This window comes from Brevundimonas vesicularis, from assembly GCF_032067225.1.
Taxonomy (GTDB): domain Bacteria; phylum Pseudomonadota; class Alphaproteobacteria; order Caulobacterales; family Caulobacteraceae; genus Brevundimonas; species Brevundimonas vesicularis_F.
On the sequence record NZ_DAMBJX010000004.1, the window covers coordinates 47051 to 60656 of the forward strand.

At 59.8% G+C, this 13606-nt stretch carries 12 protein-coding genes; 7 read left to right on the forward strand and 5 right to left on the reverse strand.

The genetic code is table 11. The annotated features are described in order from the left end of the window. The first annotated feature begins 26 nt into the window (after window positions 1–26). Together RT123_RS01780 and RT123_RS01785 are read left to right on the forward strand one after the other, a co-directional pair. Window positions 27–2444, forward strand: a complete 2418-nt coding sequence (locus RT123_RS01780) for a glycosyltransferase (protein ID WP_313007344.1) — start codon at window positions 27–29, stop codon at window positions 2442–2444. Next, on the forward strand, window positions 2444–3175 hold the full coding sequence (locus RT123_RS01785) for a class I SAM-dependent methyltransferase (RefSeq protein WP_313007346.1): 732 nt from the start codon (window positions 2444–2446) through the stop codon (window positions 3173–3175). Before RT123_RS01780 ends, RT123_RS01785 begins: the two co-directional genes overlap by 1 nt. Before the next feature lie 7 nt (window positions 3176–3182). Here RT123_RS01785 and RT123_RS01790 read toward each other — a convergent pair whose 3' ends face one another. After that, the gene (locus RT123_RS01790; protein WP_313007348.1) at window positions 3183–4052 is read right to left on the reverse strand and encodes a hypothetical protein; all 870 of its coding nucleotides are present in this window, start codon (window positions 4050–4052) and stop codon (window positions 3183–3185) included. A 689-nt stretch (window positions 4053–4741) separates the two neighbouring features. Between RT123_RS01790 and RT123_RS01795 the strand changes: the two genes are divergently transcribed. The 5 genes from RT123_RS01795 (at window position 4742) to dapD (ending at window position 9218) form a co-directional block, all read left to right on the forward strand. Continuing rightward, window positions 4742–5563, forward strand: coding sequence for a hypothetical protein (locus RT123_RS01795; RefSeq protein WP_313007350.1), 822 nt, complete (start codon window positions 4742–4744; stop codon window positions 5561–5563). Between the two features lie 99 nt (window positions 5564–5662). Next, the gene (gene galE / locus RT123_RS01800; RefSeq protein ID WP_313007351.1) at window positions 5663–6652 is read left to right on the forward strand and encodes a UDP-glucose 4-epimerase GalE; all 990 of its coding nucleotides are present in this window, start codon (window positions 5663–5665) and stop codon (window positions 6650–6652) included. Window positions 6653–6751: 99 nt separating this feature from the next. Then, window positions 6752–7681 carry an acetylglutamate kinase gene (gene argB, locus RT123_RS01805; RefSeq protein WP_017506718.1) on the forward strand — a complete coding sequence of 310 codons (930 nt, stop codon included), beginning with the start codon at window positions 6752–6754 and terminating at the stop codon, window positions 7679–7681. A gap of 29 nt (window positions 7682–7710) precedes the next feature. Beyond that, on the forward strand, window positions 7711–8352 hold the full coding sequence (locus RT123_RS01810; protein WP_313007403.1) for a pyrimidine 5'-nucleotidase: 642 nt from the start codon (window positions 7711–7713) through the stop codon (window positions 8350–8352). Then, entirely contained in the window at window positions 8349–9218 is an 870-nt protein-coding gene (gene dapD / locus RT123_RS01815; RefSeq protein ID WP_066629134.1) for a 2,3,4,5-tetrahydropyridine-2,6-dicarboxylate N-succinyltransferase, read from the forward strand. The genes RT123_RS01810 and dapD overlap by 4 nt, the downstream gene beginning before the upstream one ends. A gap of 135 nt (window positions 9219–9353) precedes the next feature. Here the strand turns inward: dapD and RT123_RS01820 are convergent, their stop codons facing one another. From RT123_RS01820 to thrS, 4 genes are all read right to left on the reverse strand, one after another. Next, window positions 9354–9686 (reverse strand): ATP-binding protein, encoded by a 333-nt coding sequence (locus RT123_RS01820; protein ID WP_313007405.1) that lies wholly within the window; start codon window positions 9684–9686, stop codon window positions 9354–9356. Continuing rightward, window positions 9653–10690 carry a histidine kinase dimerization/phospho-acceptor domain-containing protein gene (locus RT123_RS01825; RefSeq protein ID WP_313007354.1) on the reverse strand — a complete coding sequence of 346 codons (1038 nt, stop codon included), beginning with the start codon at window positions 10688–10690 and terminating at the stop codon, window positions 9653–9655. The genes RT123_RS01820 and RT123_RS01825 overlap by 34 nt, the downstream gene beginning before the upstream one ends. A 90-nt stretch (window positions 10691–10780) precedes the next feature. After that, window positions 10781–11971: a tetratricopeptide repeat protein gene (locus tag RT123_RS01830; protein ID WP_313007356.1), complete on the reverse strand. Its 1191-nt coding sequence runs from the start codon at window positions 11969–11971 to the stop codon at window positions 10781–10783. 43 nt (window positions 11972–12014) lie between these two features. Continuing rightward, a partial coding sequence (gene thrS / locus RT123_RS01835; RefSeq protein WP_313007358.1) for a threonine--tRNA ligase occupies window positions 12015–13606 on the reverse strand: 1592 nt, incomplete at its 5' end.

The window sequence follows — 13606 nt, forward strand, 5'->3', positions numbered from 1 at the left end:
TTATTCACCTGCGCACGACTGAGGCCATGGAATTGCTAGCTAAAACGCTCTTCAAGAAATCTAACGCGACGCCCCTTATAAAGGCCGGGGACGCCGCTCGCGATGCGCAAAATTGGCTAGGGGCGGCGGAAGCATATGGTAAGGCGCTCAAAATCAAGCCGGAGCGCGCCGATATTTGGGTGCAGTTGGGTCACGCTCGCAAAGAGGCCGGTGATCTGATCGGTGCGGAGCAAGCTTATCTGCAGTCGCTGAAGCTTGAGCCTCGTGTTTACGACACTCACGTGCAGATGGGACACCTGCGCCGCCTCGAAAAGCGTCTTCCCGAGGCGGTGAAGCACTACCTCGACGCCGCTGAAATCGATCCAAGTCAACGCTATCCCCTGGAAGCTGTTATGGAGCTTAGTTCGCAGGGTGTTGATGTCGATGCCGACCGGGCGGGCCGTTTAGCCAAGAGGTGGGGCTCATTCTTGATGAATGGCAACGACCATGCGTCAATCTCTGCTCAGCTTGACGCTGCGATCGCACGCTTGGAGCCGTCTCTGAGGGCGGACAATGCGGCCTCCATACAAGCCTTGTCCGACAGTATACGATCAATCGAGGCTAAGCTCGGTTTGCGTGGCGACGATCCGAAACACACTCCGGATGGCCTTCAGATCGTTTTTGACGTTTCCGACCTCGTGGGCTTCTTCAGTAACGCCCGTCTTCCGACTGGAATTCAACGCGTCCAGATCGAGGTCATCTCCAATCTCCTCACAAGAGAAGGCGGTGAATCAAGCGTCGCAGTCTGCACCTTCTCGAAAGATCGTGACCTGTGGTCAGAGGTTCCCTCCGATATATTCTTGAGGTTGTGTCAACTTTCCTTGGAAAGCGGCGATGTAGCGGATGAGAAATGGTCCGGTATGGTCAGATCTCTCAGAGCGGTCACGGAGCTTTCGCCTGAGTTCCAGTTCCAAGAAGGCGCCTGCCTCGTAAACCTTGGAACGTCTTGGTGGCTCCAAAACTATTTTCTTCACGTCCGGCGCGCCAAGGAGTTGTACGGCGTTCGATACGTTCCCTTTGTTCACGACATGATTCCTGTCATGACGCCCGAGCATTGCGTAAAAGAGCTGACGCAGGATTTTATAAGCTGGGCCCTTGGTGTGTTCGCTCATGCTGATCACTTCCTGACTAACTCGGAAGCCTCGAAGCGTGATCTTATTACCGTAGCCGAACAACTTGGATATGAGATTGAATCTCAAAATATCCACGTTGTTCGCTTAGACGCAGACTTTCGGAAGCCGACTATATCCGTCCCTACCGCCCAAACCTTATCGCGATATGGTTTGGTGGAGGGGCAGTATGTGCTTTTCGTCTCGACGATTGAGTCTAGGAAGAACCACCTCAGTGCGCTCAAAGCCTGGCAGGATTTGATGCGCAGGCGTGCGGCGGCTGATGTGCTGAAGTTGATCTGCGTCGGCAACCGCGGCTGGCTAAATGACGCTGTCTTTTCCAATCTCGATGCAGACAAGGATTTGCAGAGCAAGGTGATGATCGTCTCAGGGGTCTCCGATCCCGACTTGGCGAACCTTTACAAGGCGAGTGCTTTTACTCTCTATCCAAGCACCTACGAGGGTTGGGGGCTCCCAGTGACGGAATCCTTCTGTTACGGCAAGGCTGCGCTCTTGTCAGACTCCTCATCACTGCCTGAGGCTGGCGGTGACTTCGCCGATTATTTCCGGGTCGGCGATCAAGCCGAGTTCATTCAGAAACTCGAGCGGTTGATGTTCGATCTGCCATACCGACGGCAGCGAGAGCAGAACATCATTTCGAACTTCCAGCCGCGACCGTGGCGGGAGTTGGGAGGGGAGATAGAGCAGTGCCTCCTGATGTGGTTCTCCGCTGGAGAGAGGGACACGCTGCCTGCCTCTCACGTGCCAACGCTGGGACGTTACTACCCGCTCAACCGAACTGAGGCTTTAGCGATCCATAGGGCGATGGAATCGGGCGAACGTTTCCGAAGCGGGACTGGATGGTGGTTTCCTGACGACTGGGGCAACTGGACCAAGCCTGAGGGGGGGCTGCTCAAGCTACGCTTTGAACCTGACTCCATCGACAAGCCAAAACGTCTTTACATACGCCTGCTCGGATTAAGCGCCCATCATCAGCCCTATCGCATCGCGTTGGGCGGCGCCACAGCCGAGGAGGGAGTGCTCGCTCCTCAGCAGAAGCTCTGGTGTGTTGTGAATGTGCCTGTCAATGCGCAGGCCTCTGGAGAACTCGTGGTCGGTCTTCATGGGGGGGGCTACGACGACTTCGCCTCCGCCACGAATGGACGAGACACTCGAAAAGGTGGCTTGGGTGTCTTCGGGTTCATGATATGTGATGCAGACGACTTGCTTTCGCGCTCCAATCTCATGGAGGCGATAGCTTTGGGTGGTGGGCGTCTTCCGGGATTGGATAACTAATGACTGCTGTTGATCTGAAGAATGAAACGGTGAGCCTTACGGATCTGGCGAATGCCTCCGGCTCCGATAAGGGCACATCTGGTCATCCATCTCCCCACCACTACACGCGCATTTATGACATGCTGCTTCAGCCGCACCGGCACAGTCTGGCGAATATGTTGGAGATCGGTCTTATGGCGGGAGGGCCGGAGGTGGGCGGCGACGTTGATCGGGTCGTCCGTACCGCGCCCTCGGTCGATATGTGGCTGAAGTTCTTCCCCGAAGCTCAGGTGAGAGGCTTCGACATCAGTGACTTCTCGTGGGTCGAGCATCCCCGTTTCACCTTCGTTCGCGGCGACAGCGGGGTGGCGTCTGATCTCGAGAAGGCGGCGGCTCTAGGGCCGTTCGATCTCATCATCGACGATGGATCTCACGCTTCCTTCCATCAACAGCTTGCCTTCAAGGTCCTGTTTCCGAAGCTTCGTCCCGGAGGTCTTTACATTATCGAGGATCTGCAGTGGCAGTCGCCGTACTACGAGGATCAACTACCAACCACTCATAAAACGAGTGATGTAATCGACAGCTGGTTCAAAACTGGCCAACTGCCGGAGTTCTCGGCGCCGGAGCTAGATGGGCTGCATGAGCTTGGTGCAGAAATCGCATTCGCCACCGTGTTCAACCAGCCTTTCTCTCACGAGGCCGTTTATCCGAAGATGGCAGTCATCCACAAAAGCTTAGCGTCGACGAGATGAAACTCCCTTAGCCGGGCGTGCGCTTTGAGCGAAATTCGTCGCTGTTGACCATGTAATTTGCCACTGCGGACACGCCATCGCGAATGCCTCGCCGTTCCACAGTTGTAATATAAGAGTTGCCGGCTCCGCCATCTGCAGGACGCCCCAGGATGCCTTCGTAGAGACCCGCCACGACGTCCACGGCGCTTACGCCGAAAGCGGTTTCTGCTTGCGTCGAAAGCGGATCCAAGATGCGGGAAATCTCCTCGCGAATGTGGGCGACACGGGAGCGAAAATCGGTCGCATTCGAACGCAGGTGCTGGCGAATAAAGGTTGCCGAAGCTGAGTTGATCAGGTCGGGTGATTCGACCCAGATTGCAGCCTTATACTCTGGCGAAGCGGCAAGAATTTCGTGCAGGATAGACTGATCGTCAGGACCGCCTTGGGGAAAGTTGGTCACATGCTCGACACGTGGCCACGCTGCTAAGCAGCGCGCCTTCCATTCCTTCGCAAACCTCACGCCCACTTCATTGGACAGGTTTAGGAAGAAAACACCAGCGTTGACGTCCCACCAATTATCCGACGCTAGAGATGATGTGAATATGGCGGCATGGTCCGCATGTGCATCGAGATAGCGTTCTACATCGAAAGACTGATCTTCAATCCAAGCATCGGCGTCCATATAGCATACCCACCCTGTCAAACCTCGCTCGATCATTTCATCAAGGATAAAGACGCGATTGAAAGTCGCGTGCCATGGGTGAGCCCCCTTCTTGATCCCGAGGAACATTTCGTATTGCAGGCTCTTGGTCGCCGTGTACGCGATCACAGATCGTGAGGTAAGCCCCACCATCTCCGCATATTTGAAAGCGTCGGAGGTCTGAACGAAGGTGGTCAAGGCGGGCTCCAGTATTCCGGTTCCGCCACCATGTATGCGCTTGGAGGCGAATGAGAACGGCGACTTAGCAGAATTCCATGGCGAACGCGCCTCGCAAGGTTCGATCAGGAAAACATTTTCGCGGTGTGTGTGACACCCCACGATTTCGCCCGATCAGCCATGCAGCGGAAGTCGAGGGCTCTAGCAGACGAGCAATTTGCCATAAATGAACTCGATTTCATACGCTGTGTAACTTTCTGCTGGTTCCAGATGCGAGCAAATCAGCTCGGATGGTTTGGGAGGCAGTACGAGCAATTGCGGCTGCGCCGGTGTCCAGTTCGCCGGCGATGATGTCAACCGGACTCGCTGCCGACTGGTTCAAGTGTTAGCGCGCCTAAGAGCGTGGTGCTGCCCACAAGCGCCTGGCGCTTGCGCCGAGAGTGCAGAAGAGTCGGTCGTTGGTGGAGAAACCGAAAGGACGGCGCGTCGCTAATCTCCAAAACTTATCATCTGTCAATCCTTCATTGCGACGCTCCGCAGCAGTTTTCTGCAGGAGTTTCAGGGGGTCAGTCACCGTGCACGTGACATCCCCTCCTGACGGCGCTATCGGCTCGACTGATGGATGAGAACGAAGCGCTGTATGCTTAACCTCAGAGGCCTGAGCTGCTCGATCAACGGCTCGTCAAAAATGTTAGGCAGCAGAGGCGCTGATGGGTGAGAAGAGGGCTATTGTCGTGCTGGGCATGCATCGCAGCGGCACGTCATCTGTAACCGGCGCGTTGTCGCTTCTGGGCGCCGCTTCGCCTCGGACCCTGATGCCGGCGGCTGAAGATAACCCAAAGGGGTTCTGGGAAAGCCAGCCGCTGATGCTTTTGCACGACCGTTTGCTAGCGGCGGGCGGATCAAGCTGGAGGGACTGGCGACCTTTCAACCTTAGCGCAGCGCTCGAAGCTGAACCGACCCTGGTGGACCAAGCGCGTGCATGCCTGATCGACGAGTTTCAGGAGGCTTCCCTGATCGTGCTCAAGGATCCGCGTATTTGCCGTTTCCTCCCGTTTTGGTCGGAGCTTTTGGAGGACGTCGGCTACCACACAAAGGTCGTTTTCCCGCTGCGACCCCCTGCTGAGGTGGCGAACTCCCTGGCATTTCGTAATGACATGAGGCTAGAGGAAGGCGGCCGACTCTGGTTACGTCATGTACTCGACGCGGAACGGTCCAGTCGGGACCTGCCCCGGCACTTCGTGCATTGGCAGGTGTTTCTCAGCGGATGGCGCGATCAGATAAGACAAATCGACGCGAAACTTGGGCTGGGTCTTGAACTGGAAAATCTCGACCAGCCGTCTCCCGTTGACGAGTTTTTGTCACCAGAGCTGGTTCGTCAGACGACGTCTAACATCGATCTTCATCCCTGGACCACACACGCTTGGGATTGCTTGCGAGGCTTGGTGAACTTCAGCGACGACTCGGCCATTCAGGATAGTCTGGATGAACTTCGCTGGAAGTTTGATGAGGCTTGCAGCTTGTTTCCGTAAAGACAGCCAAAATAGGCCACATTCAGCAGGTGGCCGTCTAGGCGGTTTGAGGCAAACTTGGCTCGCCAATGAAATGGCGCATCATAGGGGTGGTCCAGAGTGGACACAGTTCTTGTTACCGGCGGTGCCGGCTATGTTGGTTCGCACACGTGCCTCGCTCTGTCGCAGGCGGGCTTTAAGCCCGTCGTCTATGACAATTTGTCGAACGGCCACGCCGCTTTCGTGCAGTGGGGTCCGCTGGAGAAGGGCGATATCCGTGACGCGGATCGGCTCGAGGAGGTCGTGAGTCGGCACAAGCCTAAGGCTGTGCTACATTTTGCAGCCTTGATCGAGGTAGGTGAATCTGTACGGGAGCCGGGTCGCTTCTATGAGAACAACGTGGCTGGAGCTATCACTCTAATCGAGACCGCGCGCCGGGCGGGCGTCGAATGCATGGTGTTTTCGTCGACATGCGCCACCTACGGTGAGCCGATCACGCTGCCAATGGCGGAAGACCATGTCCAGGTCCCGCTCAACCCTTATGGTCGTTCCAAGCTGATGATCGAGCAGGTCTTGGCGGACTACTCGACCTATGCGGGGTTCCGCTCGGCCTGGCTGCGTTACTTCAATGCTGCAGGAGCTGACGAAGAGGGGCGAATAGGAGAGCGTCATCATCCTGAAACCCATGCGATCCCGCTCGCACTGCAGACGGCGTTGGGGTTGCAGTCGGGATTTAAGGTGTTTGGTCATGACTATGACACGCGGGATGGGACCGCCATTCGCGATTACGTCCATGTGCTGGACCTCGCGGACGCGCACGTCAGGGCTCTGCGCTACTTGTTGGATGGCGGACAAACGACGGCGTTCAATCTCGGCACAGGGACAGGTACGACAGTCAAGGAACTGGTTGACACGATCCGCCGAAGCACCAACCGACCATTCCCAATCGAGGGAGCACCTCGCCGACAAGGGGACGCGCCATGCTTGGTGGCGGACAACCGCAAGGCCCGAGAGGTTCTAGGGTGGCGTCCGCATCGAAGCTTTGACGATATCATTGCGACCGCATGGCGCTGGCATGTGTCGGAGCGCGACAGCGCTGGCACAGTATGATGACGAATGGCTTGGCAGGTTCAGGCGCAGGCTGTTCCCACTTGAAGAGCGCCCTTACTCCGTGACTTCCTTCCCATCCCCCGCTATCTCGCGCGCGTGATGAACGAAACAGAACGCCAGTCGGAAGAACGCAGTTGGGAGACGGCGAAGACGCTCGCCGAGGCCTTGCCGTATATCCAGGTGTATGACCGCGAGACCGTGGTCATCAAATACGGCGGTCACGCCATGGGCGAGAGCGCTGTGGCGCGTCAGTTCGCCGCCGATGTGGTGCTGCTGAAGCTGATGGGCGTGAACCCGGTCGTCGTGCACGGCGGCGGGCCTCAGATCAGCGCCATGCTGGACAAGGCGGGGGTGAAGTCCAGCTTCGTCGACGGGCTGCGAGTCACCGATCCAGCGACCATGGAAGTCGCCGAGATGGTGCTGTCGGGCGCGGTGAACAAGGAGATCGCCCACTGGATCACCATGGCCGGCAAGGAGGCGGACGTGCGCGGCGTCGGCCTGTCGGGCAAGGACGCCGGCTTGCTGACCGTCGAGAAGACGCGTCGCACCAAGCGCGATCCCGACAGCATGATCGAGCATGAGGTCGACCTGGGCTATGTCGGCGAACCGACCAAGGTGGATCCCAAGCTGATCGCCGGCCTGATCGCGTCTGAAACGGAAGACTGGGTTCCGGTCATCGCCCCGATCGGCGTGGCCGAAGACGGACAAACCTACAACGTCAACGCCGACACGGTGGCCGGCGCGGTCGCGGGTTCGCTGAACGCCAAGCGGATGCTGCTGCTGACGGACGTGCCGGGCGTCAAGGGCGCGGACGGCGACATCATCCGTCAGATGACGCTGGACGAGGCGCAAAACCTGATCGACACCGGCGTGGCCACTGGCGGCATGATCCCCAAGCTGGAGACCGCCATGGCCGCTGTTCGCGCGGGTGTCGAGGCGGTAGTCATTCTGGACGGGCGTCGGCCGCACGCCATGCTGGTCGAGTTGTTCACCGAGTTCGGCGCTGGCACCCTGGTGAAGGCGTCTTGATCGACCCCCATTCCACATCCCTTGGGCATGTGCGCGCTTGGGTGTTCGACATGGACGACACCCTGTATCCGCGCGAGCAGGGTCTGATGCGGCTGGTCCAGGCGCGCATCAACGCCTTCGTTGTCGAGGCCGTCGGGCTGGAGCCCGAGGCTGCGGCTGCGATGCAGCGCCAGTTTCTGGACGAGCACGGCACAACCCTGGCCGGGCTTATGGCCAACTATGCGGTCGATACCGAACGGTTCCTGCGCGAGGTGCACGACGTGCCGCTGGACGGGGTCGAGCCCAATCCGCGTCTGGCCGAGCGGCTGAAGGCTCTGCCCGGTCGTTGCTATGTCTTCACCAACGGCGCGCGGGATTACGCCCATCGTGTTCTGGGGCGGATCGGCGTCGCCGACTGTTTCGAAGGCGTCTTCGCCATCGAGGATGGGGATCTGACGCCCAAGCCTAATCCCGCGACCTTCCGCCGGATGCTGGAGCAGTTCGGCATCGATCCGCACCGATCCGCCTTCTTCGAGGACACGCCCAAAAACCTTGAGCCGGCCAAGGCGCTGGGCATGGCCACGGTCCTGATCGGCGACGGCCATGGCAAGCCGATCGGGCCGCATATCGACCATGTGGCCCCGGACCTTTTCGACTTCCTTTCCGATCTGAGCTTCAAGGACGCCGCATGACCGATCTGTCGCATCTCGAATCCGTCGTCGAGGCCGCCTGGGAACAGCGCGCCGAGGTGTCCGCCGCCACGCATGGCGAGGTGCGCGACGCCGTTGAAACCGCCTTGGCCCTGCTGGATTCCGGGCAGGCGCGCGTCGCCTCGCGCGGCGCGGATGGCGTCTGGACCACGCATCAGTGGCTGAAGAAGGCGGTGCTGCTGTCCTTCCGTCTGAACGACAACCAGATCATGCGGGCGGGCGCCCCGTCCGTCATGCCGCTGTCGGTGGATCATCCCGTCGCCGTTGGTCCCTTCTGGGACAAGGTGCCCAACAAGTTCGGCGACTGGACCGCGTCGGATTATCAGTCGGCCGGCTTCCGCTCGGTGCCCGGCGCCATCGTCCGTCACGGCGCGCATATCGCCAAGAACGTGGTGCTGATGCCCTCGTTCGTGAACATCGGCGCCTTCGTCGACGAGGGCTCGATGGTGGATGCCTGGGCCACGGTCGGCTCTTGCGCCCAGATCGGCAAGAACGTGCACCTGTCGGGCGGCGCGGGCATCGGCGGCGTGCTGGAGCCGCTGCAGGCCAATCCGACCATTATCGAGGACGGCTGCTTCATCGGCGCCCGCGCCGAGGTGGCGGAGGGCGTGATCGTGCGCGAGGGCGCGGTCCTTGCCATGGGCGTCTACTTGTCGGGCTCGACCAAGATCGTGGACCGGGCAACCGGAGAAGTGTTCCGGGGCGAGGTGCCGGCCTATTCGGTGGTCGTGCCGGGGTCGCTGCCAGATCCCAATGGTGGGCCGTCGTTGTACTGCGCCGTCATCGTCAAGCGTGTGGACGCGCAGACGCGGGCGAAGACCGGCGTCAACGAACTGCTGCGCGACTAGACCTTGATCGGCTTGAGGAGGGATCGCTTCGCGATTACGCTGAGGCCGTGAATCAAGGTCCAGGTTGAATCTGGAGCCTGATTCACCGCCTCGTCGAAGCGCGCAGCGCTTCAACTCAAGCGGGTCAGGCTCTAGTCAGGCGGCGACGCGAACAGCCTCGATCTGAGGCGTGTCGAAGGTCGCGTGCAGGGTGAAGGTCGATCCCTTGCCGGGGGTCGACGTCACCGTGATCTCGCCGTCCATCAGGGCGGCCAGACGCTGACAAATGCTGAGGCCCAGACCGGTGCCGCCGAACTTGCGGGTGGAGGACCCGTCCACCTGAGAGAAGGGCTGGAACAGGCGCGTCAGATCGTCGGCGGCGATGCCGATGCCGGAATCGGCGACACCAAGCCGCAAGGTCGTGCGGCCCTCGCCTGCCGGCTCGCTGTCGATAATCAGGCGAACCTCGCCCTGCGGCGTGAACTTGATGGCGTTGCCAGAAGGTTGTGCGTCACCTGGGCCAGGCGCAGCGGGTCCATTCTGAGAAGCGGCGGCATTTCGCTGCGGATTTCGGTCGTGAAGGTCAGTCCGCGCGCCTCGGCCTGCGCCTTGAACGGGCCCGTCAGCCGGGCGGCGAGGGTCTCGGCTTCGACATCGACGAAGTCCAACTCCATCTTGCCGGACTCGATCTTGGTGATGTCGAGAATGTCGTTCAGCAACACCATAAGCCCTTCGCCGGAATCGCGGATGACGCCGACGAACTCCTTCTGACGATCGCTGAGCTCAGACATCTGCAGCAGTTGCGCGGCCCCCAGAACCCCGTTCATCGGCGTGCGAAGCTCGTGTGAAATAACGCCCAAGAAGTTGGATTTGGCGGCGCTGGCGGCGTTGGCCGTGTCACGGGCGGTTTCCAACTCGGCGATCAGTTCGGCCTGGCGGCGGTTGACGGCTTCCAGATCGCTGTCCTTCATCTGGGTGATGGCCACCTTGATCAGCAAAGCCAGCGCCAGAACCGGGATCATGCTGAGCACCACCCAAAAGCCCGGCGTGCCCCACAGTTGTGCGAACAGCAGAATTACGACCACCGAATAGGGCGCCGACACGATCAGGGCCTCACGGGGCGCGGCGCGCATCTGGGTGAAGACCAGCACATAGCCGGCCATGAGAAGGGCGACGCCCAACGGCACGCCATAGGCGCCGCCGTAGATGAATGCGAGCAGCGGCGCCGCTGACCAGGCGATGCAGGAAATGGTGGCGGCCATCAGCTTGATCCGGCCGTGCAGTCGCTCATCTCGGATCACCAGCACCCGTTCGGCGAATGTTCGCAGCAGGCTTGATGCGGTCGCCGCTGCAAACCACAACACTGCGGTCGCCCAATCGGTGACGGTTAACAAGGCGACCGCCCAACTGGCGATGATCAGATACCGCATGTGACCGTTTGCGATCAGATGCTGGAGCAGGGAACGGCCAGGGTGGGTCTTGAACGTCGTCATCTTCGGATCTCGTCGAGCGATGATCCAACGTGGTGCGTCCTCACCTAAGATACGATGAACGCTAAGTATTGTGCCCGAAATGTCCGGGCGTCAGCGGTTAAAGCGCGGTCTGAACTTCATTAGATTGGCTCGAAGGCGTCCGATCAATGAACGGTTAAGGCGATAGTTGCTTAGAAGCTTCTGATATTTTTTTTCGGTAGGGTGGAGAAGAACGGCGCGCTCAACAGCCTTTATCGCTTCAGCCTGAGCGCCGGCTCGCTGCGCAATAAAGCCATGCCAGGCGTGGATGTGAGCCATCACTGATGTTTCGGGTCGCGCAGTGATTTCTCGCGCTAGGTTCAGCGCAGATTGGTGCTGGCCGAGCTCCGACAACAGATCGGCGTAAGGCACGGCGATTACGACGTTACGGTTAGATCGGTCTAGAGCCTCTTCATAAGCCGAGAGGGCTTCTTCGTTGCGGCCGTGCAGATAAAAGGCTCTGGCTAGACACTGAAGAGCGCCGATGTGCGTGGGCTGAATGTCGATAGCACGCTCCGCGAGCTGCAAAGCGATATCACGCCGTTTCGAAGCTAGGCTCTCGGATAACGTTATGAGATAGGTGACGCTATCTTTTCGTCTGGCTTTCGCCTCACGCCTGTACCCAATCGGATCTATTGTCCCATTCAAGACGTCATTCAATAGCGGTGACAGCATCTGCTGCTCAGCCAGCATTGATGCCGATGGGTGTCCTGAATACCTGACTGGAATTTTAACGAGGTCGGTCTCGCTTGCGATGAGGTCGATATGTACCTTGTCGATAGAAGCCGGGTCGTAGACGGCTATGGCTTGCGCCCGCGCCGGCAGGGAGGGTTCACCCTCAGGAAGCCAGACTATTCGTTCCGCATCCTGCAGCCAGCGCTTTTCGAAAGGCACGATTGCTGGATTGATCGAATATTGCGGGGATAAGGCCAAAGCCGCATCGACATTTAGTGCATCTGCAAAACGTAATGCCGCATAGCCTCCCATTGACGAGCCATAGGTTATGCTTCGCGACGCGCCGGAGATCGCTTCCCGCACAGCAATCAAGACATCTGACATTTCGGGATACTGATACCAGTCCTCCCGCCGGCCCATGATGTGGATGGCCGAAATACCCTGCGATCTAAGATAGGCTTCGCCAAAGCCTTCTCGATCAAAGCCGTGGCCGATGCTGTAATTGTCAAACGTGACGACCCAACGCGATGTATCCTCGCAAGCCACTTCACGAGCGACCAGGTTATCGCTTCTAAACAACTCCCTCATTGATCGTATTGTTCGCTTCCTGATCTGACTAGGCCAGCGGAAATTATCGAGCGCGCTTCAGATCCGGCGGAGTCGCTTCGTCGGTCAAGATGCAAATGGCCTCCTCGACCGTGACCAGCGTCTGCGCCTGAGAGCCGAGGCGGCGGATGGCGACCATGCCGTCTTCGGCTTCCTTCCTGCCAACCACGGCGATGACCGGGACCTTGCCGACCGAGTGTTCACGCACCTTGTAGCCGACCTTTTCGTTGCGCAGGTCGATCTCGGTGCGCAGGCCGGCGGCCTTGAACTTGGCCATCACATCGCGGGCGTAATCGTCGGCGTCCGAGGTGATGGTGGCCACCACAGCCTGGGTTGGGGCCAGCCACAGCGGGAAGGCGCCAGCGTAGTTCTCGATCATGATGCCGATGAAGCGCTCGAACGAGCCCAAGATCGCGCGGTGCAGCATGACCGGGCGGTGCTTCTGGCCGTCCTCGGCGATGTAGGTGGCGTTCAGGCGTTCGGGCAGGACGTAGTCCAGCTGGATCGTGCCGCAGGTCCATTCGCGGCCGATGGCGTCCTTGACGATGAAATCCAGCTTGGGCGCGTAGAAGGCGCCGTCGCCCTCGGTGACGACCGGCTCGGTTCCGGCGGCACGGGCGGCCTCGGCCATCAGGGTCTCGGCCTTGTCCCAGAACTCGTCCGTGCCGGCGCGATTCTCAGGCCGGGTGCCCAGGCTGATGTAGGCGGTCTCCATGCCCAGGTCGGCGTGGACGCTGCGGGCCAGTTTGATGAACTCGGCCGTCTCCTCGACGATCTGGTCCTCGCGGCAGAAGATGTGGGCGTCGTCCTGGGTGAAGCCGCGCACCCGCATCAGGCCGTGCAGCGACCCCGACGGCTCATAGCGGTGGCAGGCGCCGAACTCGGCCATGCGCAGCGGCAGTTCACGATAGGACCGCTGACCTTGGTCGAAGATCTGCACGTGGCCGGGGCAGTTCATCGGCTTGAGGGACAACTCCTCGCCCTCGACCGTCTCGCAGACGAACATATTGGGGCGATACTTGTCCCAGTGGCCGCTCTGTTCCCAGAATTTGCGGTCAAGAACCTGGGGCGTCTTGACCTCGACATAGCCCGCAGCGTCCAGGCGGCGGCGCATATAAGCTTCCAGCACACGCCACAGCACCCAGCCCTTCGGGTGCCAGAAGACCATGCCCCGGCCCTCTTCCTGCATATGGAAGAGCTCCATGGCCTTGCCGACCTTGCGGTGGTCGCGCTTCTCGGCCTCTTCCAGACGCTGCAGATGGGCGTCCAGATCTTCCTTGGTGGCCCAGGCGGTGCCGTAGATGCGTTGCAGCTGCTCGCGCTTGGAATCGCCCCGCCAATAGGCGCCGGCCAACTTTGTCAATTTGAACGCCTTGCCGACGTGGCGCGTCGAGGGGAAGTGCGGGCCCCGGCACAGGTCGATCCAGTCGCCCTGTTTGTACAGGGTGATGGTCTCGGTCCCCGGCAGGTCGCGGATCAGCTCGGCCTTGAACTTCTCGCCGCGCGCCTCGAAGAATTGGATCGCGTCGTCCCGCTCCCAGACCTCGCGCTCGAACTTGGCGTCGCGATCCACGATCCGGCCCATCTCTTTTTCGATGGCGGCGAAGTCGTCGGTCG